The sequence below is a fragment of the Natronosalvus rutilus genome (genome assembly GCF_024204665.1).
In the GTDB taxonomy this organism is placed as follows: domain Archaea; phylum Halobacteriota; class Halobacteria; order Halobacteriales; family Natrialbaceae; genus Natronosalvus; species Natronosalvus rutilus.
In genome coordinates, this window is record NZ_CP100355.1 from 378833 (window position 1) to 402783 (window position 23951).

The window sequence follows — 23951 nt, forward strand, 5'->3', positions numbered from 1 at the left end:
AGATTAGGTACCTCCGTGTGCGTTGTCGAGTTCGTTCGTCGTGTCCGTAGCCGGTGTCTCTTTCGAGAGGGGGTTCGCGCCCGACCGTCCGTCACTCTCGGTGTAGGTGTGTATGCTCATGCTCATAGTGTATTGACGTCGAGGATCGTAACCACTTCCCCCCGGCCACGAACCGTCGCCCCGCTCAAACCTGGAAGCCCACCCATGAACCCCTCGAACGGCTTGATGACGACCTCCTGTTGTCCATGGACGACGTCGCAGTGAAGGGCGACCGACCGGACGTCGTCCCGGATTCGGATCACCATTCCGTCGTCGGGGTCGGACGACTCCGGCGTCTCGAGTCGCTCCGCGAGTTCCACGACGGGAACGGGCGAGTCGCTCGAGGGAATCACCGGATTGCCATCGACGGTCTCGACGGTCCGCGCGTCGTCGATGTCCTGGACGGCCTTGATCGGGACGCCGAACTCCTCGCCGCCGATCTCGAAGAACAGGACGTCGGCGATGGCGACCGTCACGGGGAGTTCCATCGTGATCGTCGTCCCCTCGCCGGGGTCGCTGTCGACCGAGACGGTGCCGTCGAGGTCCTCGATCGTCCGCTTGACGACGTCCATCCCGACGCCACGGCCGCTCACGTCCGTCACCTCCGTCGCCGTCGAGAGACCGGGGTGGAACACCAGGTCGTAGACCTCGTCGTCGTCCAGGTCCGCGGCCTCGTCGGCCGCGAGGACGTCGGCGTCGACGGCCGCCTCTCGCAACTCCTCGGCGTCGAGGCCGCGACCGTCGTCGTGAATCCGAATCTGCACGCGGTCGCGGGCCCGCTCGGCCGTGAGTCGGACCGTCCCCTCACGGGGTTTTCCGACCTCCTCACGGACCGACGGCGCCTCGATACCGTGATCGACCGCGTTCCGAACCAGGTGGATGAGCGGGTCGCCGATCCGGTCGAGGATACTGCGGTCGAGTTCGACCGACTCGCCCTCGGTCTCGAAAGTGACTGCCTTGTCCTGGTCGCGCGCGATGTCCCGAACCGTCCGGGGCAATCGGTTGGCGACCGTCTCGAGAGGGACCAGTCGGACGTCCATCACCGTGTCCTGGAGTTCGGCGGTGATGTCGTCCAGGTCGTCGAGCTCTCGACGCAGCGTCTTCGGGTCGTCGTCCTGCTCGATGGTGTGACGGAGGCGAACACGGGCGGTGACGAGTCCCTCGACGAGGTTGAGGAGCGTGTCGACCTGATCGATGTCGACGCGGATCGACTGCGCCTGCTCGGCGTTCGATTCCGAATCCGCCTCCTCGTCCGTTTCGGGCACGCCGACGTCCGGAATCGGCATCGTCGGAACGTCCTCGTAGACGCGGTTTGATTCCGCGGCGGTCGCGTCCCCACCGTCTCTGTTCTCTGCAGCGCCGAACGCAGCGGTACTCGACGCGTCCGCACCGGCCGCGATGCCATCCCCCGGAGCGGAGTCGACGGCTTCGACGTCGAGATCGTCGGGATCGCCAAGGTCGTCGGCGTCGCCAAGGTCATCGAGAGTATCGAAATCGTCGAAGTCCTCGAGGTCGTCGGCGTCCATCGCAGACGCCTCGAGTCCACCGTCGTCCTCGAACGCGTACGCGTCGTCCGCATCCGCGTCGACGTCGAACGCCGTCGGTGCCGGCTGGTCGCCCACGAACGCGGTATCGTCCGGCGTCTCGAGGTCTCCGTCCAGGTCGTGGTCGTGGTCCTCATCGACGTCGACGTCGGCCTCGAGCGCCGAGTCGTCCAACGAGACGTCCTGTTCGTCCTCGAGTGCCGAATCGTCGACCGGATCGAATCCGAAGTCGACCGCGAAGTCGTCCTCGACTTCGTCTCGATCGATCGACTCGAGTCCCAGGTCGTTCTCGAGGTCCAGATCCTCATCCTCCAAGCCCAGAGCATCATCTTCGAGGCTCATTTCCTCGTCTTCGAGGTCCAGATCCTCATCCTCGAGAGCAACACCCTCGACATCCCGATCCGTTCCAGAATCGTCAACTGCGGAATCGTCGCCGAAACTCGATTCGGAATCGTCCGTCCCGTCGTCCGTTTCACCGAAGTCGACGCCGTCGAGGGCGGCAACGTCGGCCTCCTCGAGTTCGTCGGCTCCCTCGGCGTCCGTCGCTCGCGGCTCGAGCGAATCGGTGTCGGACGCCTCGACGGGTTGTTCTGCGGCGCTGTCGTCCGCGTCCAGGTCGAGGTCCGCATCGTCGAACGCGAACGCCTCGAAGTCGTCGTCAGTTGGGACGATCGAGTCGTCGGCGCCAGCCGGTGTCGAACCCGTCTCCGTTCCCGTCTCCGTCTCCTCATCTGACTGTGCTTCCGCATCCGATTCCACACCCACATCCGACGACAGCTCCACCGGAGCGTCGTCCAGGTCGGACGACTTGGCGGCCGCCACCTCGCTATCGGCGTCCGTCCGTTCGACGCCCTCATCACTGGTCTCCTCGGCGTCGCTCCCGAGGTCCACGTCGTCGAACTCTTCGTCAAATTCGGCCCCGAACTCGTCTTCGACCTCGAGGAAACTATTGTCGTCGACGTCGACGTCGTCGCCGAGCAATTCGTCCATGTCGACCTCGTCGTCGCTGTCGAACTCGTCGAACTCGAGTTCCTCGAGTTCGTCCTGGAGTTCGTCGAAGCCGACCATCTCGACCTCGTTTTTGAGTTCGGCGAACACCGCACTGGCGTCGTCGGCGTCGTCAGCATCGTCAGCGTCGGCTACCTCTTCGCGATCGTCCACACCGCCACCGCTCGCGGACTCCGCATCCGCTGACTCGGCGGCGATAGCCCTGTCGGTGGGGCCCGATTCCGCCTCCGAATCGTCGGCGTCGCCTTCCGGTGGGGCGTCCGCCGATGCCGATTCGCCGAGCAGGTCGTCGAACGACCCCGCATCGCCCATCTCGTCGAACGCATCGAGGTCCTCGCCCTCGACCTCCTCGACCATCGCGTCGAGATCGTCGAACTCGTCGAACTCCTCGAGCAGTTCGTCGACCGAGAGGTTCTGCGCGTCGGTCGAGGAAAGGCCCTCGACGTCGTCTGCGGTGAGCGACTCGTCGACCGCGTCGACTGCGTTGGCCCCGAGACCGGGCGTGTCACTGCTCGACACGAGCCGGTCCGTCACTTCGACGATCTCGAACGCGTCGACCGCAACGACCGGCTCGAGGGCCGCACTGATCGCGTCCTTGCCAACGGCGCTTCCGAATACGGCGTCGAAGGCCGTGCCGTACTCGCCGTTTTCGATCGCCTCGCGAGAAGGGGCAGTTCCGACGAGGTCGAACGCGTCGACGAGCGCCTCGACGACGAGTTGGCCGTTGTTGACCCGTGGGTCGTCGGTGATCGCGAGCCGAACGAGAAACGCGTCGTGGTCGGCGTCCTGCGGGGGATCGAACCGGGCCAGGATGTCGTCGATTTCGGCATCCGTCGGCGTCGAAACGTCCTCGCTCGTCCTCGTCGTCGAACCGTCCAGAAAGCTCCGGAGCGTCTCGATCTCCGCCGCCGGATCGCGATCGATTTCGCCGTTCGGGGGTGCTTCCTCGAGCATCGCCTCGAGTTCGTCGACGCCGTCGAAGATGGCGTCCATGACCTCGGGCGTAATCTCGAGGTCGTCCCGTCGGACGGCATCGAGGACCTCCTCGATGGCGTGTGCGAGGTCGCTCGCACGGGCGAGACCCATCGCGCCGCAGTTCCCCTTGAGGGTGTGAGCGGTCCGGAAGATGGCCTCCATCGCGTCGTCGTCGTCCGGGTCTCGCTCGAGCGTGAGCAGGGAGTTGTTCAGTTCCGTGATCTGTTCGTCGCTCTCCTGGGCGAAGTCCGTCCAGTACTCACTCATCGGTCTCACCGTCCGTGACGAATGCGCCGACGATCCGATCGACGAGCGCCGACGCGGGAACGACCTCGTCGACGCGACCCGTCCGTATCGCCTGCTGGGGGATACCGAAGACGGGGCTCGTCGCCTCGTCCTGGGCGATCGTGTGGCCGCCGGCGTCGGCGATGGCCTCGATGCCCGCGGCACCGTCCCGGCCCATTCCGGTCAGGACGACGCCACAGAGCGGGTCGACCACGCGCTGTGCGGCGGTCTCCATCGTTACGTCGATCGCCGGGCGGACCCCGTGAACGCGCTCGCCGTCGTCGAGGCGAACGCGGAGCGATCCGTTGACGTTGTTCACGACCCGGAGATGCTGGCCGCCTCTGGCGATGGCGACGTCGCCGGCGTCGATCCGGTCGCCGTCGCTCGCCTCGAACACGTCGTAGGCACAGATCGCATCTAACCGAGTGGCGAGTCGCCGGGTGAAATCCGCCGGCATGTGCTGGACGATCAGCACCTTTGCCTCGAGGTCGGCCGGCAGGTGCGCTAGCAGTTGCTCGATGATCTTTGGTCCGCCGGTCGACGCACCGATCACGACGGTCGGGTGGTCGAGGGACGTGCCGTCGACAGGGGCCGGCGCGTCCATCGTCGGCGGGGTAGACGGACCACGAGCAGTTAGCGTGCCCGCGTTTCCAGATTCGAGGACCTCGGTGGTCCCGGTCCCGGTCCCGGCACTGGCGCGAACGCCGCTCGCCGACTGCGTCGCGTTCACCTGCCGGCGTTCGGTCGCCGTGACCGCGGCCGTCGCGCGCGCGAGCGCCAGCGCCGACACCGGGGCCGCCGAGAGCTCGTCGACCTTCGCGACGACGGCATCCGTGAGGTGACCGAGGTTCTGCGTCCCCGTACCGTCGGGTTTCTGGAGGACGTCGAGCGCTCCGCAATCGAGTGCTTCGAGGGTCGCATCTGCCCCGGCCTCTGTGTGTGCACTGAGCACGAGAATCGGCGTGGGATCGTGCGTCATGATGCGCTCGACGGCTTCGATGCCGCCCATGCCCGGCATTTCGACGTCCATCGTGATCACGTCGATTGCATCGTCCGACGCGACGGCTTCGATGGCCGCCTCGCCAGTGTCGGCGGTCCGTACGTCGTACCCGGCGTTGTCGAGCGCGTTACCGACGACTGTTCGCATGAACTGCGAGTCGTCGACAACGAGTACGCCCGTCATGCCGCAACGACGTCAGCCAGTGCCTTCCGTACGCTTGGTTCCTCGAACGGCTTCGTGACGTAGCCGTCAGCACCAGCCTTTACGGCGAGTTTCATCTTCTCTCGTTGCCCGACACTCGTACACATGATGACCCGCGACCGGGGATCGAGTTTCTTGATCGCCGCGGTCGCCTTGATGCCGTTACACTTCGGCATCACGATGTCCATCATGACGATGTCGGGGTTCTGTTCCTTGTAAAGTTTTACCGCCTCAGCGCCGTTCGACGCCTCTCCAACGATATGGTAATCCTGCTCGAGAATCTGTCGCAGTAGATTACGCATAAAATGGGAGTCGTCTACGATGAGCACCCCTGTCGACATTTAATTGTACACCAAATTCCGATAGAGATACAACTACCATAAATGCTGTCTCTCGATTATCAGACGTGATAACCGACGCCATCGGCCGAATCCTCCGGGTTTTCGGGCGAATACGAATAGGTCTACCGGCCGTTCGGTATCGTGTTTCTTACGCTTCGGTTCCGGCTGCTAACAAAAGCGCCGGCACGTCGAGGATTCCGGTCGCCTCGATCACGACCGTCCCCTCCGTTCGAGACGGCGTCCTGGACGCCTCGTCGTCCTCGTCCTCGAGGACGAACTCGTCGCTTACGACGGATTCGTCTGAATCCGCGCCAGCGTCCGTTTCCGCAGCCGCCGAACGACGGCGCGAAATTCCCCCCACCGCGGCGGACGAAGCCGACCCCGAGCCCGGCTTCGACCGACTCCTCGAGAACCGCGACGACCGGTTCCCGCGCCGCGCTCGAGACTCCTGGCGCGGGCGGCGCACGCGTTCGACGAGCCCGCAGACGAGCGGGTGGTCGATGGCGCCGCCGGCGACCCCGGGGTCCTCGACCTCGTCGGGTTCCAGGACGTCGTCCTCGGCGACGTTGTGGACGCCGAGCACTTCGTCGACACGAAGCGCCGCTGGCTGCTGGTCGGTGGGTCGGTCGAGCACGACGAGTCGCTGTGCGGCCGGCGCCGGCCCGACGGGGAAATGGACGCGAGTGTCGACGACCGCCGTGATCTCCCCGCGGAGGTCGACCAGCCCCTCGACGGCCGCCGGCGACCGCGGCACCCGCGTGAGGTCCGCGTCTGCCGGCGGATCCGTGACCGTCTTCACTTCGTCGACGGGAATCGCCAGGCGGTGCTCGCCCAGTCGGACGAAGATGAATCGGACGTGCTCTTCTTCCCTGGCCGTCGTCTCGTCGGTCGACTGTCGCTCGCTCGGGTCCTCGATGCTGATCCCGAGGAGTCTGTCGGGTAACTCCGGAGCCATTGTCTGGTCGACTATCTCAGTCCACCATTAAAACGTTGCCTCTCCGAGAGGTCACTCGAGGTCGGCGGCTCGAGGAGGTTCCTCGTCGAGATCGATAGGCCGTTACATCGGTCGTAGGGCGGTCTGAGTGGAGGTTCGGTTTTCGGTTGCCAGACGCCCGATGCCAGATTCCAGATCTCGAATTCGAGAACGCCACCAACTCGAGCGACTGGGTACTCGCGGACTCGATGGCGGAGGCAAGAACGAGAGCAAGAACCAGAACGGCAGTGCGGGTGAGGGTAAGGGTGAGGATGAGAACAAAAAAACGAGAACGAGAGACGAAAGGGCCTTAAGTCACGGTCGACTATCCAGATGTGGACTAGGTCGGGCAGTTAGGCCCTGCTCACAACCCACGGTATGGCCTTCAGTGGGGACCGAAGCCCGCGGGCGTCCGGTCAGACCGCCCGGGGCCCCGGGAGCCAACGTGGAAGCCTCGTCCGTCGGGGACAGCGGTCGACCATGACCGTCCGCAGGGACGACTCATCGTCGTTAGCCGGCGACAGCCCATCAGGCGCGGAAGCGAGCAGTGGACCGCCGGACACCTGTCGCTCGACGGGTTGCGGGGTGGAGGAGGCAACCAGGATTCCCCCGGCCGGAACGCCGGGCAACCGCGGGGTCCAACACTCATAACGACCTTTTGTGCTGCGTTGAAGCGAGACGCAGAGCGATCACTCTGCGTCTCGCTGTTACTCGGCAAAAGTTCGACCAAAAGCACTCCTCGTTCCCCTCACTACATTCGGGTCACTCGTCGGCCCGCTCGCTCACTGCGTTCACTCGCGGTAGCAAACTGGTGACCGCCTGCCCTCCCCCGGGTCGCGCCCCGCTCGAGGAACTCGCGGGACGCTCCCGGCCACATACCGTGGGCACAGCTCGAGAGTCAACGGGGAACTCGAGTCTCGAGCAGGAGAGCTGCCGAAGCAGTCGAGGCGATCGAAACCTCGTCGAGTCAGTCGTCGGCCGTCTCGAGTATCGCCGGATTACTGACCTGCAGGCCTCCCTCGAGCGTTCGGATGGGGTAGGGGATGTCGATACCCGCCTCGTCGAATCGCTCCTTGACGCTGGTGACGTACTCTGCACGGGTACGGACGAAGTCGGCCCGCGAGGGGTTCGCGATCCAGAACCGCGACTGGAGGCCGACGTCGGAGTCCCCGAGTTCGGTGAGTCGCACCGAGGGGGCGGGGTTGTCCATGATGTCGGGGTGGTTCTCGGCTTCCTCGACGATGATGTCCGTCGCCTCCTGGATGTCGTCGCCGTAGCCGATTCCGAAGACGAACTTCAGGCGGAGTTTGTCCGCCTCGACGGGATTTTTCAGGACGCCCTCGGTGAGAAGGCTGTTCGGCACCGTCAGCAGTTCGTTGTCGAATGTGCGAATCCGGGTGACGCGCAGGCTGATGTCTTCGACGACGCCCGAATAGGTGCCGTCCTCCCACTCGATCCAGTCCCCGATGCGGAACGGTTTGTCGGTGTAGATGAAGATCCCAGCGACGAAGTTCGAGATGACGTTCTGGAGCGCGAGACCGACTGCGAGCGCCCCCGCGGCGGCGATTCCGGCCATCGACACGAGGAAGTTTCCGTAGTCGGCGGCGCCAAACGCGATGGCGACGCCGAGGAAGAGGACCGCGAACCTGGTGACCACCAGCAACGGCTTCTGGGCGTGCCGGTCGAGGCCGCGGCGATCCATCGCCCGCTCGACCAGCGGAACGACGACCGCCCGGCCGACGAACCAGACGAGGAGCAGCGTCACCAGGAAGACCAGGCCGCTCTCGAGGGTCGCCGCGAGCGTCTCGTCGACCCCGGAGAGCCGGTCGAGTTGCTGGCCGATTGGCCCGAGGCCGTCCTGTAGGAGCGTTCTCGCCCCGACCTCGCCGCCGATCATCGATGGATCACTGCCGTGTGTCCTCGCGTGTCGATCAACTGGGCGTTGACCCGCTCGGCGAGGTCGGCCGCCTTCTCCTCCGTGGAACTGCCCGCTCGAGCCGCCCGGAGGAACTTGACTTTGACGAGGTTCTCGTTCGCAAGCTGGTCGTTGAGTTCGTCGACCACCGCGTCGACGCCGCTCTTCCCGACCCAGACAGTGACGTCGAGGTCGTGTGCGCGACGTTTGAGTTCCTGCTCGTGATCGTTCATGGACCGCTCTATGAGGGCGGGCGGTTTCAATGTTCGCGATTCGAAAAACGCCTCGACTCCCCCGTCACTCGTACGGATAGCGCGCCTGGCTCCCGCAGTCGCAGGTGACGACGACGTGGCCGTCGCGCAGACGAACCCGGGCGTTCTTCCCCGGGCGAAGGTAGGCGTCACAGGCGTCGCAGGTGAATCGCTTGAACTGTCGCGGAAGTTCGAGCCGATTGCGTTCGGCGATTCGGCGAGCGAGCCTGACGTAGGCGCTCGCTCGCTCGTCGTCGCCGTCGGCGGCGGCCGCTCGAGCGAGGGCGTGGAGGCGGTCGATTCGCTCGGCGGCGACGCTCATCGTCGGGTCGTTCGGCCGTCTCCTGTAATTAGGTACCGAAATCCGGCGACCTCGAGAGCGATGCGGGCACGGCGTCGGCCGTGACTTCGGTCGCGGCGGAAAGGCGACGACCGCATCCGCGTGTCGATGCCGCAATACTGTTATACGGGCCCCGGTGAACTACTCGTGAGAACAGACCGTGATTCCCAGTGGGACAGCGACCGCCGACGGCGGAGATGCGACCGCGATGGACCGACGCTCCCTGCTCGCGGCGACCGCCGCCGGCTGCTCGCTGTCGCTGAGTGGCTGCGTCCGCGAGATACGAAGCGCCGTCAACCGGGACCGACTCGAGCCGCTCTCGGTGACGATCACGACCCAGCCGGCCGACGGCGATCGGCAGTCGATTCGACTCAGCCGGGAAATCGCCGCCAACCTCGAGGCGGTCGGAATCGACGTCCACGTCGAACTCCGGTCGCCCCAGGAACTCCGCCGGCAAGTCCTGGTCAACCACGACTTCGACCTGGTGGTCGATCGCCACCCCGGCGGCGCGGACCCCGATTTCCTGTACGAAGCGCTCTACTCCCGGTACGCCGAGGAGTCGGGCTGGCAGAACCCGTTCGGCGTCACGAACATAGCGATCGACGACCTGCTCGAGCGCCAGCGTCGGGTCGCGGATGCGGACCGACGCGAGGTAGTCGAGCAACTGGCGACGCTGGTCGCCCGCGAACAGCCGTTCGTCCCCATCTGTCGGCCCGACGAAGTTCGGCTGGTCCGCACCAGTCGATTCGACGGCTGGCGCGCCGAGGACATCACGACCCGCCTCGGCTACCTCGGGCTCGAACCAGTCGGCGAGGGCGGAGCGTTGCGCGGTGCGATCATGGACGCCGCCCCGTCCCAGAACGTCAACCCGCTCTCGGCACCGTACCGAGGGCCGGACCCGGTCGTCGACCTCGTGTACGATCCACTCGCCATCGAGCCGCCGGGTGATGACGAGGTCGTGGCGTGGCTCGCCGAGGACTGGACCTGGGACGGTGGTGAGGGCGATGGCGACGGTGACGGTAACGATGGGGGCAATGGCAACGACAGCGGCGATAGCGACGACAGCGAAACCGGCACCGGCACCCTCGAGGTCACCCTCCGCGAGCACGCCTTTCACGACGGCGAGCCGGTGACAGCGGACGACGTCCGGTTCACCTACGAATTCCTCGCGGACACCTCAATGGGCTCGAGCGACGTTCCGGCCCCCTCGCCGCGATACCGGGGACGGACCTCGGTCGTCCAGTCGATCGACGTGCTCGACGAGCGAACGCTCGAGTTCGTCGTCGACGGCACCGAAGCCATCGCCGAACGAGCGCTCGTGGCACCCATCCTCCCGCGACACGTCTGGGAATCGCGATCCGACCCGCCGAACGTCCCTGGGGTTCGCCTCGCGCAGGGAACGACCGAGGCTCTCGTCGCGACCAATTTCCCGCCGATCGGCAGCGGCCCCTACCAGTACGCCGACCACGTGGATCGCCAGCACCTCACGCTCGAGCGCTACGCCGACCACTTCACGACTCGCGAGGACGTGAACCTGCCGGCGCCGACCGCCGAGTCGTTCCGGGCCCAGATCGACCCGCGGAGTACCTCCGCGATCGCGTTGATCCGGGATGGCGACGCCGACGTGACGATTTCGCCGCTCGAGACGTACGTCCTGGACGACCTCGAGGCCGAGGGCGACGTCGAGCGGATCGAGTCGGAGACGGCGGCGTTCTACCACCTCGGGTTCAACGTCCGGCGCGCGCCGTTCGGCGACCCGTACTTCCGTCAGGCGGTCGCCGGCGTGATCGACGAGGCGTGGCTCGCCGAGACGGTGTTTCACGGCCACGCCGACCCGATCGCGACGCCGCTGTCCCCCGAGTGGACGCCGTCGTCGCTGGCGTTCGACGACGAAAACGAAGACCCCGTCGTCCCGTTCCACGGCTCTGACGGCGATCTCGACGTCGAGGCCGCTCGAGCGGCGTTCGAGGACGCGGGGTACCACTACGACGGCGACGCCCTGGTGGTGAGGCAATAATGTTCCTCCAGACGCTCGCACAGGTGATCGTCGTCGTCGCCGCCATGATCGTCGTCTCGACGGCGGCGTTCGCGGGTCGCCAGCGACTGGTCGAAACCACCGGAGACTTCCGCCGGCGGGTGGCAGCGATCCTCCCGATAGTGCTCGTCCTCGTGTCCGTGTTGTTGTTCAACAGCGTCGCCAGGGACCTCGCCCCCGAGGTGTCCTGGATGATCGGCTGGGAACTCACCGGGATGATCTACGACATCGAGGGTGACTTCATCGTCTGGCTGCAAGCCCAGGCGACCCCCGAGCTGACGGCGTACTTCTCGTTCATCTACATCTACGGCTACGTCTTCGTCCTCGTGTTTCCGGTGATCGCCTACTTCTTGCTCCCAAACACGCGCCCGATCCGGGAACTGCTCGCGGCCTACACCCTCAACTACACCCTCGGCCTCGTCTGCTACGTGTTCGTCATCGCCTACGGTCCCCGAAACATGATGCCCGAACTCATCCAGGCGCTACTGTACGATACGTACCCGCAGTACCAGCACCTCACCCGACAGGTCAACCGCAACACCAACGTCTTCCCCTCGCTCCACGCCTCGCTCTCGACGACGGTCGCCTTGCTCGCCTACCGAACCCGCGAGGTCTACCGCGGCTGGTTCTGGCTGGCAGTCTGGCTGGCCGTCAGCGTCTCCCTCTCGACGATGTACCTGGGCATCCACTGGGCTATCGACGTGGTCGCGGGCATCGGCCTCGCCTGGCTCGCCGTCGAGCTCTCGACGCACCTCGTGGGTCGCTGGTCGGTCTACGACGGACTCGAGCGTCGTGGGCTGTGGAATCGGAGCCGCTGAGCGACTTCAGGGGAACGGGTTCAGGAAGCGCATCCGGGAAGGCGACTCCAGAGAATCGGGAGGCCTGGACGACATCTCGCTGACGCCGACGTCGAACCTGTCGCTCTCGAACCGGAAATCGCAAAAGAACCGGCGAAACCGGCGTTCAGTCGTCCTCGAGCGCGTCGGCGATACGGTTGAGTGCGCGGGTCTGATCGCGCAGCTCGTCGCGGACCTGTCGAACCTCGCGGACGAGTTCTTCGTTGCCGACCTCGTCACCGCCGCGACCACCGGGGCCGCCTGCTCCTGCTCCTGGCCCGCCGGGTCCGCCACCCATCATACCGCCCATCATCTGGGCGAGGGGGTTGCCGCCCATGCCACCGGGGCCGCCGCCACCGCCACCGCCGAAGGGGCTCTCCGGCGGTCCCTCACCCTCTTCGGCCTCCGCCTCGCGCTTTTCGCGGATCTCTTCGACGCGCTCGCGGAAGGATTTCTCCTCGCCGTCGCTGTCGCCGTCTCCGTTGCTATCGACGTCGACGTCGGCCTCCTCCCCCGCGTCGGCGTCGTTGTCGTGATCGTCTGCCATACTCGTCCTTCTCGAGCGCGGCGGAAAAGGATTGTTATCTCGGGAGTTTTGACGCCGGAACGCCGATCGAGCACGACCACGACTGGTGCGGTCACCCCCGAGTGGCGAACGACCCGAGCGACGACTGGAGTCGCCGACCCTCGGTATCGGCGGCCTCGAGTTCGTACCCCACCAGATCCCGCATGTCGACCACGTAGGTCGTCCCGCCGCGCTCCAGGACGAGCAGTCGACCCTTCGTGCCGACGACGGTTCCCGCGGCGATGGTCTCCTGGACGGGGCGATGATCGAGGTCGAGGCCGTACACGAAGTCGAACCGATCGATGACGTCGAACGCGTCGCGGGCGAGCAGCGCGTCCCAGGCGTCGCCGTCGACCGCGCTGCCCAGCGTCTCGATCTTCGCGTCGGTCCGTACACGGTCGACCAGCCCCTGCTCGTGGGCGATCTGAGCCTCGAGTTCGCGGGCGATGCGGCCATTCGAGACGGTGTGAACGTGAGCGCCGCGGTCGGCCCCCTGCTCGCGAAGCCGTGTCTCGAGGCGCCACGAGCGGGTGACGCCGACCTTGAACGTCGCCGGCGCGAACGCCGCGAGGTAGACCGCGTGCTCCTCGTAGCAGTCCATCTCGTCTTTCAGGCAGGTGCCGGTACACCGGGCGCAGACCCAGGTGTTCGTGTGGTACTCGCAGTAGGGTGCCTCCGGGCGGTCACAGGGGTGGTGGACGTCGCCCTCGAGCGAGCCGGCGCAGTGGCGGGTTCCGAGGGCGTACTCGAGGACGGTGCCCGGCTCGAGAGTGAGTGAGGTGACGGTTCGGTCGTCCCCCACGGTCGCTTCGGGGTCGCTGAGCAGCAAGACGGCGTCGTTCAGGGGCGTCGTGTCGGTCGTTTCGTCGGTTGCACTCGAGGCCGTGCCCGACGACTCTGCATCGACCGCCGCCGACACCGGGCGGCGAGGTCTGTACCCGACGACTTGCACGGTCGTCCTTTGGACCCACGATAGAAAGCCGTGACGCTCGCCCTCGTCAGGGCCACTCGCACGCGGCGCCGACAGTCAACGCCTGTTCGTCGATGTACGCTGCGAGACACGCGTAGTTGCAGAACTGGCCCGCCCGTTCGCGGCCGTCGTCCGTCGCCTCGCTCACGAAGACGGGGTCGTGGCGCTCCACGTCGCTGCCGCAGTAGGTGCAGTCGGTTCCCATACCTATCCATCGACCGGCGAAGAGGAAGGTGTTACCCCGCCGTACTCGCCAGGAGCCGACAGCCGTCCCGCAACAACCAGGCCGGAACGGACGACTATATTTCGTCGATAGCACAAGGAATATAGTCCAAGGGGCGGAACCACCGGTCATGACACTCGAGGGCACGCTCGACGTGACCGTAACGGACGGCGTTCCGACGTTCGAACTGACGGTCGAGAACACCGGTCCGGACGACGTCACGCTCCAGTTTCGAAACGGCTGCAAGGCCGACTTCGCGGTCGAAGACAGCGAGACCGAGCGCTGGCGACTCACGAACACCCGCATGTTCACGCAGGTGCTCTCCCAAGCCGATCTCGACGCCGGCGAGACCACCACGTTCGAGGCGACGGGCGACGAACTCGAACCCGGAAAGTACACGGCCGTCGGCGAGTTGAACGCGGCGAACCACGACTGTACGGCTCGAGCCGAGTTCTCGGTCTGAGGCGACGGACACGGGCGACGCCACAGGCTTATGCCCGTTCCGCCCCCAGCCCAGACAGTGAGCGAGTTTGCGTTCGAGCTCGAGCTGTGTGCGGCCCTCGAGGCGCGTCGAGAGGGAATTCTCGCCCGCCAGCTCGGCGGGAGTGTCGCCAGTCCCGGTTCCCGTATCCTCGACGTCGTCTACATCGAGCCGGGCCCCGAGTTCGACCGGCGCACGACGATTACCGCCGATTCGATCCCCGACGCGGCGCTCGAGGCCGACGTGGGTACGGGCCGGGCGCGCTACTGGAAGGACTGCTTCGACTGCCACCCCAAACGGGCTCGTCGGGCGGTCGAACGCGCCGTCGAGATCGGGTTCTTCGAGTCCGAGCGTCGAAATGGGCGGGAGTATGTCCGGCAAGTGGCTCGCTATCCCGACTGGTACGGGAAACTGGTGGGAATCGAGAACAAGCCCGATCTGGGGCGGCCGGGCGACCTCGAGGCCCAGTTGCGCCTCGACGCGAGCCTCGCGCTGGTCGACGAGGCAGTGCTGGCAACGGAGAGTTACGTGACGCGAGCGCACCTCAACCGGATCCCCGAGGCGGTGGGCGTCTGGCGGGTGCACCGCGACGAGACGGCACCAACGGGTGGCGATACGGGCCCGGTAGACGATGCTATAGAAATTGAAGTGATACGCGATCCCGCTCCGTTACCGAACATGACGGCCGGTATCGAACCCCTCGAGTATCACCCCGGACGGACCGACATCGCGGTGGTTTCGCCGGAACGGAAGGCTCGAGCCAGGCGTCGACTTGCCGAGCGAGCGTACGGAAAGGGGTGGCGAACCTACGAGTTTCCCGCGTGTGCGGCCTGTGCGCCGCTCGAGCGGGACGGTGCGACCCTACCCCACTGCCGGTGGGCCGACCGCGTCGTGGACGCGAGTTCGGAGTGTGGGCCGGCGTGTCCGGGCTACGAGCCGGTCGAGGAGCCTACTATCCGGGTCGACCTCGAGGCCGAGCGCGACGAGCGGACGGCGTGGGTGGCCGATCCGGCGGGCAAGCGGCGCCGACAGTCGGGACTTGATCGGTTCTCCTGATCACTGGACGGGTGGCGGGTGATCACCGAGTGAGCGCGGACGCTCGAGGAGGGGAAGACTACAGCGAGTACCGCTCGCCGTCCACCGCTAGCGGCTCCTCGAAGGCCTCTTCGGCCGGGTAGAAGTGCGCGAGGTGCACCAGCCGCGTACGCTCGGCCGCGAGTTCGTCGGCCAGCGCGAGCGCCCCCTCGCGCGTCATGTGCTTCGTACCGAACGTCCGCGGAACCCCGTCCGGACCCTCGTGGCGGCCACCGATGGGGTGCTTGTCGGCGAGGTGTGCCGGAACGATGGCCTCCGCGAGCAGGAGGTCGGGGTCGGCGAGGACGGCCCGCGAGTCGTCCGGGATCGCGTAGCTGGTATCGCCCGTGATCGACAGCTTCGCGCCCGTCTCCGGGTCCTCGACCGCCAGCCCGTAACAGACCAGCGGCGGATGGACGACTGGAACCAGCGTGACCTCGAGCCCGCAGGTCGAGAAGGACTCGAGCGGCGTCCGCGGGTGGACGGTCACCGCGTCGAGGTAGTGGTAGTCCGCGTCGACGGTCTCGGCGACGCTCTTTCCGGTCTCGGGGTCGGTTTCGTCGGCCGCATAGACGTCGAGGTGACGGAGCAGGCGGAAGACGTTGCCCAGCCCGTCAAGGTGATCGAAGTGAATGTGGGTGATGATCGCCGCATCGGGTAGGAGAACCTCGTCGCGGAGAAACTGGTAGCGAAAGTCGGGACTGGCGTCGATCAGGAGGGACTCGCCCGTGCGCTCGTTTTCGACGTGGACCGAGAATCGAGTGCGCTCGAGTCCACGGTCGCGGGCCAGCCGACAGGTCTCGCAGTCACAGCCGACGGTGGGCGTTCCGGTGGTGTCGCCCGTGCCGAGCAGCGTCACCTCCACGGTCAGGGACACCTCCGGGACCGGGCGCTCGAGGGAGGGAACGTCATTGGCGGGAGATACGGCCGTGGGGGATAAGGGTGTTACCCGCTCCCGTTCAGGGATTCGTCGATCGGCCTCCGGGCACCCTCGAGCGCACCCGGTCCGAAGGCCTCGAGCGCTCTCGAGGGGGTCAGAGCGACGTGTCGAGACCAACCACGGTGACCGACGCCGCGGTCCCGTCCGCACTCGCCCAGAGGTCGCCGCTCGCGCTGTACTCGAGCGGTCCGAACTCGTGCTCGCCTGTCTCGGCGGGGACCTCCGCGTAGTAGCGCACCGATTCTCCGCCAGCAAGGGAGTCGTCGAACTCGACGTACGTCGTCCCCTCGACCTCGGTGATCGAGTGGTCGTCGCCGCCCACCACCGTCCAGCCGTCGGGGAGGCGGTCGCGAACCAGGGTCGCCTCGGTCGTCGACTCGACGGTGAGGTCGATCCTTGCCGTCTGACCGGCGGTGTAGGCCGACGAATCCTGCTCCCGCGAGAAGGTTGCGGTCGGGAACGTCGGCGCGTCGAGGCCCTCGGCGATGGCGTCGAACCGGAGACACGACTCCGAGAGGACGACCCGGTTCGTCGACTCGTTGTCGGGGTCGTGTCTGACCCAGTCGGCGTTGTCGGAGGCGACGACGACGCCGAGTCGGGAATCGGCCTCGAGCGTCCAGTCGATGTCCCAGCACGCGAGCGGGACGCGGTAGGCCCGGTCGGTCGGCGTCGAGGACTCCTCGTTGATCCCGGTATGGAATCGCGAGTTCCAGAAGCCTCGAGCAAAAGGCCGGGTGCTACCGTCGGATCGACGCTCGTAGACGACGGCCGTGAACCAGGTGTCGTCGCTCGAGGCGACCAGCAGGTCCGCGGTGACGTGCCCGGCGACTCGCACCGATTCCTCGAGGCGCGGGCTCTCGAACATGAGGTGGTCGGGCCCGGACGACCGTTCGGCGAACATCTCGTCCTCGCTGATCGGCGGCGAGGCGTCCTCGAAACTCGAGACGCCGGTCCCCAGCAACTCGAGTTCGCCGGCTGCGGGGTCGTCGCGGACGAGCGGGAACGCCGTCTTCTCGGCGGCGGCCGGCGGCCAGACGTCGAACTGCGTCCGCGGAGACGACGCCGACTGGACGTCGACCGGTGGCAGGTCCATTACGTCAGTCTCGACGCCGTCGACCAGCCAGTGGTCGAACCAGGCGTGATACAGCGCCGGGCTGTCGGGGTACTGTCCGGCGGCGTGACCCCAGTCGCCGATCACGAGCCGTTTCGAGTGGTCGTCGGGGAGCGCCTCGTAGAACCGGGTCGATCCCCAGCGCTTGACGTTGCGGTCCTCCCAGCCGGCTTCCATCATGACGGCGCACTCGACGCTGTCGGCGCGTCGGCGGTAGTCGCGCTCGATCCAGAACTCGTCGTAGTTCGGATCGTACTCGTAGGATCGGATCTCGTGCTCGAGGCGCTCGCCGGGTTCGATTCGGGTCGTGAGCGAGTCGAGCAGTTCTTCGGGATACTCGACGGCCGCCGGCGGGATGAGCCCGAAGCTGAAGTCGAACAGCGTCGGCGTCCCGTAGGTGTCCCACGGGCAGGCGTCGTGGAAGCGGTAGTCGTACCAGCGGTCGATGGCGACCTGTGGAACGATGGCCTGCAGGTGCTCGGGGGCCTCGATAGCGGCCGCCAGCTGGGTCGTCCCGTCGTAAGAGCCGCCGATCATTCCAATGTTTCCGTTGGTCCAGTCCGCCTCGCCGAGCGCATCGATCAGTTCCCGCCCGCTGAGGCGCTCGCGGATGCCGCCGTAGTCGTAGTAGCCCCCCGAGTTGCGCGTCCCGATGAGGTCGAACTGGGCTCGAGCGTAGCCCCGAGGCACGAAGAAATCGGCGATGCCGCCTTTCGCTGGACTCTCCCCGCCGTTGAGCGCCTGGTAGAGGTCGTTGTACGGCGAGTACGTGAGGATCACCGGTACGTCGGAAACGGGCTCGCCGCTCGCGTCGACGGGGCGAATGACTTCGCCGTACAGCGACGGCGACTCGGTCACCTCCTCGCCGTCGCGATTCTCGAAAGTGAACTCCACCTCGATGGAGTGTGACTCGGGGTCGCCGAGGTCGTAGCGCGGTTCGGTCTCCCCGCTGGTGGTTTCGATCCCGTCTGTCGTCGCGACGGGTGTGGACCCGAGTAGACCGAGTACGCTCGCTCCGGCGAGGGCGCCGGACGCTTTCAGAACCGATCGCCGATCAACTGGCTGGCGTGACATACGCTCGAGCACAACAGTCGCTCTAAAGAGGGTGTTGACAATCCCGTCAAAACGTTCGTGACGATTCTCGAGGGTCGATTGGGGCCGCGAGCACCGCGCCGGAGCGGCCGCTCACACGTCGACACGCGGTTCGGTATCTCGAGTCGGAATAGGTTCGCGGTCAGTAATTGTGGTCGCAGTCGCAGTCAGTGGTCGTGGTTGTGATCGTGCGAGTGCCCACCGTCGCTCGCCGCACCCAGGTCCCCGCCTGCGACCAGCGCCTCGTGATCGCCATCGATCATATCCATGTTCTTCAGGTTGTCTCGTTCCTCGAAGTCCTGGACGGCCTCGAGCAGGTCCTTCTGGGTGAGCGTCGTCCGGTTCTCGGTTAGCGCCTCGAGGACGGCCTCCCGCATGACCATCCGGAGGTCGCTCCCGGTCATCCCCTCGGTTGCGTCGGCGACGGCGTCGGGGTCGAACTCGTCGATGTCCATCGCGTGGGTGATGACCCGGAGGATGTCCGAGCGCATCCCGGTGTCGGGTTTGGGGAAGTTGACGATCTCGTCGAACCGTCGCCACGCTGCGGCGTCGAGCTGGTCGGGGTGGTTCGTCGCCCCGATCAGGAGGACATCGTCCTGGATGAGCGAAACGTTGTCGATGCTCTTGAGCAGGGTGTTGACTGCCCGCTTGAGTGCGGCGTGTTCGTCGCTTCGGCGGGTCTTGGCGACGAAGTCGAACTCGTCGATAAACAGGATACACGGCGAGAGCCGCTTAGCGACCTCGAAGGTCTTGTCGACGTTTTTGGCCGTCTCACCGAGGTACTGGCTGGTGATCATCGAGAGTTTGACCTCGACGAACGGGAGGTCCATGTCGTGAGCCAGCGCGCGCGCCGTCGACGTCTTCCCGGTACCCGGCGGCCCGACGAACAGCAGTTTCCCGATCTCGCGCAGCCCGATTTGGGCGAGGTAGTCGCGGTGCTCGATCGCCTTGGCGATCTTCTCGATTTCGGACTCCTGGTTCGGCGTCAACACCAGGTCGTCGAGCGTGATGTCGACCTCCTCGGGCGCACGCACTTCCACGAGATCGAGCATCTCCTCGTCTTCCTCGTCCTCGAAGTACTCCTGGAGCAGGCCGTCGATCCAGACGCGGTCGGCCTGGATCGGGCGGTTCTGCTCGCGGGCAGCCTCGTAATCCACGTCGAAAGCGAGGTCCTCGTGCCCCTCGAAGTGCTTCGCGAGCGTCGGGTTCGCCTGGATGCGGTCGGCGTCGGTTCGCTCGAGGTACCAGCGCTCGGCCAGGTCGCGCTCGGTGAGCGAGATCGACCCCGAGAAGTCGTCGCGCTCGGTGAACATGAGGTCGCTGACGGCGTTCCACGGGCGGTCGACACCGGTGGCTTCGCGGATGGTCGTGTTGGTCGCCGACAGCGGGCGGGAGATGCCGCCGCGGTGGCGTCGTCCGCGGCCGAAACCCGCGCCTGTGCTCGCGGCGTCGCCCGTTTCGGACGCGTCGTCGGTGTCGTCGTTGGTCCCACCAGCGGCGCCCGTCCAGAAGACCCGGCGGATCGCCGGCGGGAGGTCGTTTTCGTCGAGAGAACGGTCGTTCGAGTAGATGCTCGCCGTGAGCAGGAACTCGACGACCTCGAGCGCCGGAGTACTCATTCGCGGAACCTAGTCACCACACGCCCTTAATCCCGTCGTCACGGCTCCGACGCGACGGTCGTGGTCGAGGCCCGGGCGGTTCGTTCCCGTCGTCGACGGTCCGAGAGCCTGCGAGCGCCGTCGCTCGAGGAACGTGACGGTGTCAAAATGCCCTTCATAGCTCTATCTTGTGACCAGAACCACTTAAAGGCGAGAGAGGTGCTATCGAGGTGCACGGATTGGCCCGGCGCAGTGGCTCGAGAGGCGGAACGACGGCAGAATGCCCTTCATAGCTCTACCTTGTGACCAGAAGTACTTAAAGGAACGACCGGGGACATCGCTCACCCGAACGCGAGGGGTCGAGAGTACCGGAGTCCCGTCCGTGAGTTCGACAGATGAGCCCCTTCCGAAAGGCCTAATCGCGTTCTGGCCCGAGTGCGACCAATGAGTCACCAGTTGCCCGACGTCCAGGCGAGCGCGCCCGACGTCACCGTCGGACTGAGCCAGGTCGGCGTCACCGGCGTCGAGAAACTCGTCAAGATCGCCCGCGAGGACAAGCGCCCGCTCGTGTTCACGGCGGAGTTCGAGGTCTTCGTCGACCTCCCTGCCTGGCGCAAGGGCGCGGACATGAGCCGAAACATGGAGGTCATCGACGAGACCCTCGAGGAGGCGACCCGCGAGGAGGCCTACCGCGTCGAGGACGTCTGCGGCGACGCTGCCGAGCGCCTCCTCGAGAAACACGACTACACCTCCCGCGCGGAAGTCTCGATGGAAGCCGAGTTCATGCGCCGGGAACAGACGCCGGCGAGCGACCGCGAGACCCAGCACACCGTCGACGTCATCGCCTCCGCGACGGCCACCGAGGAGGGAACCCGCGAGGAGGTCGGCGCCCGCGTCGTCGGCATGACCGTCTGCCCGTGCTCCCAGGGCATGTCCGTCGCGCGGGCGAAGCAGAAACTCGAGGACCTCGACGTCCCCGAGGCGAAGATTACGGAGTTCTTAGACGAGGTGCCCCAGCCGGGCCACTCCCAACGCGGGCACGCGACGCTCACGATCGAGTCCGAGGGTGCCCCGGACGTCGACCTGAACGACGTCATCGACATCGCCCGGGACTCGATGAGCGCGCACATCTACAACCTCGCGAAGCGCCCCGACGAGGATCACATGACCTACGAGGCCCACAGCGACGCGAAGTTCGTCGAGGACTGCGTCCGCGCGATGGCCGAGGGCGTCCTCGAGGAGTTCGGCCACCTGCCGGACGACGCGGTCGTCCGCATGTCCCAGTCGAACGACGAGTCGATCCACCAGCACAACGCTCATGCCGAGCGCGTCGTCGATTTCGCGACCCTGCGAGCGGAAGCAAACGGCGACGGTCAGTAGCGAGGTGACAGCGGACCGAACGATTTACGCGGGCAGCCTGCACAGGGGGACCTATGTGCCGCCCCCTGATTCGTAACCCACTCCGGAGGCCACTCGAGGCGAGTTCTCGGTCGGTCGGTCCGGAACCCCACCCGAACGAGGCAGGACCCTGTGCGCTCGAGCCGGGACCTCATCCGAACGAGACGGGCCCCCGTTCGCTCGAGGTGACGATCTGATGGGGTTCGTCCCCGCCACGATCGCCGCGACTGAGTACCGGCGAACGGTTCGCACGGTCGTCGGCGACCGAACGAAGCTCCTCCTGAGCGTCGGAATCCTCCTGGTCGCGCTCGGCCCAATGATGGCCGTCGGCCTCCTCCTGTTACCGGTCGCGGGCGAAGCGCTGGCCGCGGGGCCGGTCGAGCCAATCGCCGGGTTCACCGTCGCGGACGTCGTCACCGGCGGCGTCGCGATGGCGTGGATCGGACTGGTCGCGTTCGCGACGATCCGCGTCGTCACGACGGTGGCCGACCTGGACGAGCCCGCACTCGTCCTGACGGCGACCCCGATTCGAACGCTCGTCGTCGGCCTCGTCGGTTCGGAGCTGCTGGCCTTCGGGACCTGGTTGCTCCCAGTTTCGCTGCTGCTGTCTGGCGCGTTCGCCTACGGGACGGGTACGATCTGGCCCGTCCTCGTCGCCCCGGCGACGGTCGCCGTGCTGTTCCTGTCCGCGTTCCCGGTCGGGTTCGCTCTCGGCGTCGGAATCCGCCACCTCATCACCGTCTACGAGCCGATCGCGCGCTACCGCACCCCGATTCTCGTCCTCGTCGGCGCGGCCTACTTCGGGTCGATCGCCCTCGGCTGGTTCGACCAGGTCACCGGCGTCCTGTTCGACCTCCTCGACGGGACGCCTCTCGGCTGGCCCGGCCACCTCCTGCTGGCGGGGCTCCCGAACGTCACGTTCTCGATGCCCCACGCCGTCGCCGGCGTCGTCGGTTCGGTGGCACTCGCCGCGCTCGCCATCGTCGTCGGCACCCGTCTCGCCGCCGTCCACTGGCGGTCCGACCCCTTCCGCGAGGACGAAGACGAGCGCGTCGTCGCGGAACACGCCGGCGAGAGCCGACTCGCGAGCCTGCTCGAGCCAGGCCTGAGCCAGCCGGTTCGAACCGTCGCCGTGACAGCGCTTCGCCGGACGAAACGCGCGCCCATCCGCCTGCTGTACGTCGCCTACCCGCTGTTCATGGCGGCCTTCTTCGTCCAGGAGATCGCCCGAGCGGGGACGATTCCGTCCTACATCGCCGTGCTCACCTGCCTGTACGTCGTCTGGGGCGCCGGCGCGTTCGTCTCGCTCAATCCGCTGGGCGACCTCGGACCGGCGCTGCCAGCCGTCCTCACGTCGACGGTCTCGGGTCGACAGGTGGTCGCCGGTCGAATCGTCGCGAGCGCCCTCGTCGCCGTCCCCGTCGCCGTCGTCGTCAGCCTCGCCGTCGGTCTCGTGAGTCCGCTGTCGCTCGAGCGGGTCGCCATGCTGGTTCCCGCGACGGCGGTCGGCGCCGTCGCCGCGCCCGCGTTAGCCGTCGGCATCGGCTCGCTGTTCCCCCGATTCGGCAGCGTCACCATCTCCTCGAACCGGGAGGCGGTCATGCCGAGCAAGTCCGCGTTCGTCACCTACACGCTCGCGCTCGTGATTCCGATCGGGGCGTTCGGTATCATCTACACCGACGCCGCCGACCCGGTCGCGTCAGTCGCGACGTCGCTGGTCGCGATGGCACCGGTCGTGACGTTCACCATCCCGGGCGCCGCCGTCCTCGCACTCGCCTGGGTCGCGCTCCTCGTGGGGCTCGCCGGGCCGGCGCTGTCGGCGGGCTACGCGGTTCGTACGTTCGACGGGTACGTCCGTTGACCGCGGTCGAGGCCAGGCTCAGACTCGTTTTTCGGTACCTCGAACCGCGGCCTCGCTGTCGTCGGTGATCTCGAGGAAGGCGTCCTCGAGGCTCCCGCTCTCGCCGGTTTCGGCCCGGGACTTCAGCGTCTCGGGGTCGCCCTCGGCGACGAGGGTCCCCTCGTGGAGGACGCCGATGGTGTCGGCGAGTTCGTCGACGACCGAGAGGATGTGCGTCGAGAGGAAGATGGTCATCTCCTGGTCGGCCAGGTCCGCGATGGTGTCTCGCATCGTTCGGGCCGCCCGCGGGTCGAGGCCGCTGGTCGGTTCGTCGAGGAAGGCGACGGCGGGTTCGTGGAGGACCGCCTGGATCACGCCGACTTTCTGGCGCATCCCTTTCGAATAGGCGTCGATGCGCTTGTCGGCGTCCTCGAGCAGGTCGAAGCGCTCGAGGAGGGACTCGATGCGATCGCTCGCCTCCGCTTTCGGGAGGTTTCTGAGGCCCGCAACGTACTCGAGTTGCTCGCGGCCGCTGAGTTCGTCGTAGATCGGCGGCTCCTCGGGCAGGTAGCCGATGTGCGGAGTGACGGCGTTCCGGTCGGTGACGTCGTGACCGGCGACGCGAGCCGTCCCGGAGGTAGGGCGGGTGAGCGTCGTCAACATTCGCATCGTCGTCGTCTTGCCGGCCCCGTTCGGCCCGAGAAAGCCGTAGACGGTGCCGCGGGCGATTTCGAGGTCGAGGTCCGAGACGGCGGTCTCGTCGCCGTACCGTTTGGTCAGGCCTCGAGCCTCGATTGCGGGGGCAGAGGTAGAGATCGACGAGTCGGCGGGCGACGCAGGGGACATACGCCGGGGTTCGAGCGTTCGGTCCTAAAGTGTTGCTACCGTGACCCGATTCCGACGTGGCAATGATGCT

General features: G+C 66.5%; 21 protein-coding genes and 1 other RNA gene. 7 read left to right on the forward strand and 15 right to left on the reverse strand.

Going from position 1 to position 23951, the window contains the following annotated elements:
- Positions 1 to 3: 3 nt before the first annotated feature.
- From NGM29_RS21115 to NGM29_RS01960, 5 genes are all read right to left on the reverse strand, one after another.
- Positions 4 to 126, reverse strand: coding sequence for a hypothetical protein (locus tag NGM29_RS21115; protein WP_256548180.1), 123 nt, complete (start codon positions 124 to 126; stop codon positions 4 to 6).
- Complete coding sequence (locus NGM29_RS01945) at positions 123 to 3833, reverse strand: chemotaxis protein CheA (RefSeq protein WP_254158581.1); 3711 nt, start codon at positions 3831 to 3833, stop codon at positions 123 to 125. The genes NGM29_RS21115 and NGM29_RS01945 overlap by 4 nt, the downstream gene beginning before the upstream one ends.
- On the reverse strand, positions 3826 to 5034 hold the full coding sequence (cheB, locus tag NGM29_RS01950) for a chemotaxis-specific protein-glutamate methyltransferase CheB (RefSeq protein ID WP_254158582.1): 1209 nt from the start codon (positions 5032 to 5034) through the stop codon (positions 3826 to 3828). Before cheB ends, NGM29_RS01945 begins: the two co-directional genes overlap by 8 nt.
- A complete protein-coding gene (gene cheY / locus NGM29_RS01955; RefSeq protein WP_253430991.1) occupies positions 5031 to 5393 on the reverse strand; it encodes a chemotaxis protein CheY in 363 nt (120 codons plus the stop codon). Before cheY ends, cheB begins: the two co-directional genes overlap by 4 nt.
- A 148-nt stretch (positions 5394 to 5541) precedes the next feature.
- The gene (locus NGM29_RS01960; RefSeq protein ID WP_254158583.1) at positions 5542 to 6348 is read right to left on the reverse strand and encodes a chemotaxis protein CheW; all 807 of its coding nucleotides are present in this window, start codon (positions 6346 to 6348) and stop codon (positions 5542 to 5544) included.
- Between the two features lie 352 nt (positions 6349 to 6700).
- Between NGM29_RS01960 and ffs the strand changes: the two genes are divergently transcribed.
- An RNA gene (ffs, locus tag NGM29_RS01965) (signal recognition particle sRNA) lies at positions 6701 to 7010 on the forward strand.
- Positions 7011 to 7333: 323 nt separating this feature from the next.
- Here the strand turns inward: ffs and NGM29_RS01970 are convergent.
- The 3 genes from NGM29_RS01970 to NGM29_RS01980 form a co-directional block, all read right to left on the reverse strand.
- Positions 7334 to 8263, reverse strand: a complete 930-nt coding sequence (locus tag NGM29_RS01970; RefSeq protein WP_254158584.1) for a mechanosensitive ion channel family protein — start codon at positions 8261 to 8263, stop codon at positions 7334 to 7336.
- Positions 8260 to 8514 (reverse strand): YhbY family RNA-binding protein, encoded by a 255-nt coding sequence (locus tag NGM29_RS01975; RefSeq protein WP_254158585.1) that lies wholly within the window; start codon positions 8512 to 8514, stop codon positions 8260 to 8262. Before NGM29_RS01975 ends, NGM29_RS01970 begins: the two co-directional genes overlap by 4 nt.
- A 64-nt stretch (positions 8515 to 8578) precedes the next feature.
- A complete protein-coding gene (locus NGM29_RS01980) occupies positions 8579 to 8854 on the reverse strand; it encodes a ribonuclease P protein component 4 (protein ID WP_254158586.1) in 276 nt (91 codons plus the stop codon).
- 226 nt (positions 8855 to 9080) lie between these two features.
- Here NGM29_RS01980 and NGM29_RS01985 point away from each other — a divergent pair, with 226 nt between their 5' ends.
- Both NGM29_RS01985 and NGM29_RS01990 read left to right on the forward strand, forming a co-directional pair.
- Positions 9081 to 10889, forward strand: a complete 1809-nt coding sequence (locus NGM29_RS01985) for an ABC transporter substrate-binding protein (RefSeq protein WP_254158587.1) — start codon at positions 9081 to 9083, stop codon at positions 10887 to 10889.
- Positions 10889 to 11725: a phosphatase PAP2 family protein gene (locus NGM29_RS01990; protein WP_254158588.1), complete on the forward strand. Its 837-nt coding sequence runs from the start codon at positions 10889 to 10891 to the stop codon at positions 11723 to 11725. Before NGM29_RS01985 ends, NGM29_RS01990 begins: the two co-directional genes overlap by 1 nt.
- Positions 11726 to 11870: 145 nt before the next feature.
- Here the strand turns inward: NGM29_RS01990 and NGM29_RS01995 are convergent, their stop codons facing one another.
- The 3 genes from NGM29_RS01995 to NGM29_RS02005 form a co-directional block, all read right to left on the reverse strand.
- Entirely contained in the window at positions 11871 to 12290 is a 420-nt protein-coding gene (locus NGM29_RS01995; RefSeq protein ID WP_254158589.1) for a hypothetical protein, read from the reverse strand.
- A 91-nt stretch (positions 12291 to 12381) separates the two neighbouring features.
- Entirely contained in the window at positions 12382 to 13260 is an 879-nt protein-coding gene (locus NGM29_RS02000) for a DUF2797 domain-containing protein (protein WP_425499203.1), read from the reverse strand.
- 46 nt (positions 13261 to 13306) lie between these two features.
- Positions 13307 to 13483: a hypothetical protein gene (locus NGM29_RS02005; protein WP_254158590.1), complete on the reverse strand. Its 177-nt coding sequence runs from the start codon at positions 13481 to 13483 to the stop codon at positions 13307 to 13309.
- Positions 13484 to 13631: 148 nt separating this feature from the next.
- Here NGM29_RS02005 and NGM29_RS02010 point away from each other — a divergent pair, with 148 nt between their 5' ends.
- Positions 13632 to 13964 carry a BsuPI-related putative proteinase inhibitor gene (locus NGM29_RS02010; RefSeq protein WP_254158591.1) on the forward strand — a complete coding sequence of 111 codons (333 nt, stop codon included), beginning with the start codon at positions 13632 to 13634 and terminating at the stop codon, positions 13962 to 13964.
- Between the two features lie 57 nt (positions 13965 to 14021).
- Positions 14022 to 15038: a DUF5787 family protein gene (locus NGM29_RS02015; RefSeq protein WP_254158592.1), complete on the forward strand. Its 1017-nt coding sequence runs from the start codon at positions 14022 to 14024 to the stop codon at positions 15036 to 15038.
- Between the two features lie 58 nt (positions 15039 to 15096).
- Here the strand turns inward: NGM29_RS02015 and NGM29_RS02020 are convergent, their stop codons facing one another.
- The 3 genes from NGM29_RS02020 to NGM29_RS02030 form a co-directional block, all read right to left on the reverse strand.
- Complete coding sequence (locus NGM29_RS02020; protein ID WP_254160376.1) at positions 15097 to 15921, reverse strand: MBL fold metallo-hydrolase; 825 nt, start codon at positions 15919 to 15921, stop codon at positions 15097 to 15099.
- A 169-nt stretch (positions 15922 to 16090) separates the two neighbouring features.
- Positions 16091 to 18181, reverse strand: a complete 2091-nt coding sequence (locus NGM29_RS02025; RefSeq protein WP_254158593.1) for a CocE/NonD family hydrolase — start codon at positions 18179 to 18181, stop codon at positions 16091 to 16093.
- A gap of 185 nt (positions 18182 to 18366) precedes the next feature.
- Positions 18367 to 19818 carry an ATP-binding protein gene (locus NGM29_RS02030; RefSeq protein ID WP_254158594.1) on the reverse strand — a complete coding sequence of 484 codons (1452 nt, stop codon included), beginning with the start codon at positions 19816 to 19818 and terminating at the stop codon, positions 18367 to 18369.
- Positions 19819 to 20241: 423 nt separating this feature from the next.
- Between NGM29_RS02030 and mptA the strand changes: the two genes are divergently transcribed.
- Both mptA and NGM29_RS02040 read left to right on the forward strand, forming a co-directional pair.
- Positions 20242 to 21177, forward strand: a complete 936-nt coding sequence (mptA, locus tag NGM29_RS02035) for a GTP cyclohydrolase MptA (RefSeq protein WP_254158595.1) — start codon at positions 20242 to 20244, stop codon at positions 21175 to 21177.
- A gap of 214 nt (positions 21178 to 21391) precedes the next feature.
- Complete coding sequence (locus NGM29_RS02040; protein ID WP_254158596.1) at positions 21392 to 23056, forward strand: hypothetical protein; 1665 nt, start codon at positions 21392 to 21394, stop codon at positions 23054 to 23056.
- 18 nt (positions 23057 to 23074) lie between these two features.
- On the opposite strand, the gene NGM29_RS02045 is transcribed toward NGM29_RS02040, so the two are convergent.
- Positions 23075 to 23881: an ABC transporter ATP-binding protein gene (locus NGM29_RS02045; protein WP_254158597.1), complete on the reverse strand. Its 807-nt coding sequence runs from the start codon at positions 23879 to 23881 to the stop codon at positions 23075 to 23077.
- Positions 23882 to 23951 lie beyond the last annotated feature (70 nt).

What these genes read in the sequence shown, in the direction of transcription:
- NGM29_RS02030 (WP_254158594.1), bottom strand. Translation starts at nt 19,818, where the DNA reads ATGAGTACTCCGGCGCTCGAGGTCGTCGAGTTCCTGCTCACGGCGAGC.
- NGM29_RS01980 (WP_254158586.1), bottom strand. Translation starts at nt 8,854, where the DNA reads ATGAGCGTCGCCGCCGAGCGAATCGACCGCCTCCACGCCCTCGCTCGA.
- NGM29_RS02045 (WP_254158597.1), bottom strand. Translation starts at nt 23,881, where the DNA reads ATGTCCCCTGCGTCGCCCGCCGACTCGTCGATCTCTACCTCTGCCCCC.
- NGM29_RS01945 (WP_254158581.1), bottom strand. Translation starts at nt 3,833, where the DNA reads ATGAGTGAGTACTGGACGGACTTCGCCCAGGAGAGCGACGAACAGATC.
- NGM29_RS01985 (WP_254158587.1), top strand. Translation starts at nt 9,081, where the DNA reads ATGGACCGACGCTCCCTGCTCGCGGCGACCGCCGCCGGCTGCTCGCTG.
- NGM29_RS02040 (WP_254158596.1), top strand. Translation starts at nt 21,392, where the DNA reads ATGGGGTTCGTCCCCGCCACGATCGCCGCGACTGAGTACCGGCGAACG.
- NGM29_RS01970 (WP_254158584.1), bottom strand. Translation starts at nt 8,263, where the DNA reads ATGATCGGCGGCGAGGTCGGGGCGAGAACGCTCCTACAGGACGGCCTC.
- cheY (WP_253430991.1), bottom strand. Translation starts at nt 5,393, where the DNA reads ATGTCGACAGGGGTGCTCATCGTAGACGACTCCCATTTTATGCGTAAT.
- NGM29_RS02025 (WP_254158593.1), bottom strand. Translation starts at nt 18,181, where the DNA reads ATGTCACGCCAGCCAGTTGATCGGCGATCGGTTCTGAAAGCGTCCGGC.
- NGM29_RS02010 (WP_254158591.1), top strand. Translation starts at nt 13,632, where the DNA reads ATGACACTCGAGGGCACGCTCGACGTGACCGTAACGGACGGCGTTCCG.
- NGM29_RS02005 (WP_254158590.1), bottom strand. Translation starts at nt 13,483, where the DNA reads ATGGGAACCGACTGCACCTACTGCGGCAGCGACGTGGAGCGCCACGAC.
- NGM29_RS01990 (WP_254158588.1), top strand. Translation starts at nt 10,889, where the DNA reads ATGTTCCTCCAGACGCTCGCACAGGTGATCGTCGTCGTCGCCGCCATG.
- NGM29_RS01975 (WP_254158585.1), bottom strand. Translation starts at nt 8,514, where the DNA reads ATGAACGATCACGAGCAGGAACTCAAACGTCGCGCACACGACCTCGAC.
- NGM29_RS21115 (WP_256548180.1), bottom strand. Translation starts at nt 126, where the DNA reads ATGAGCATGAGCATACACACCTACACCGAGAGTGACGGACGGTCGGGC.
- cheB (WP_254158582.1), bottom strand. Translation starts at nt 5,034, where the DNA reads ATGACGGGCGTACTCGTTGTCGACGACTCGCAGTTCATGCGAACAGTC.
- mptA (WP_254158595.1), top strand. Translation starts at nt 20,242, where the DNA reads ATGAGTCACCAGTTGCCCGACGTCCAGGCGAGCGCGCCCGACGTCACC.
- NGM29_RS01960 (WP_254158583.1), bottom strand. Translation starts at nt 6,348, where the DNA reads ATGGCTCCGGAGTTACCCGACAGACTCCTCGGGATCAGCATCGAGGAC.
- NGM29_RS01995 (WP_254158589.1), bottom strand. Translation starts at nt 12,290, where the DNA reads ATGGCAGACGATCACGACAACGACGCCGACGCGGGGGAGGAGGCCGAC.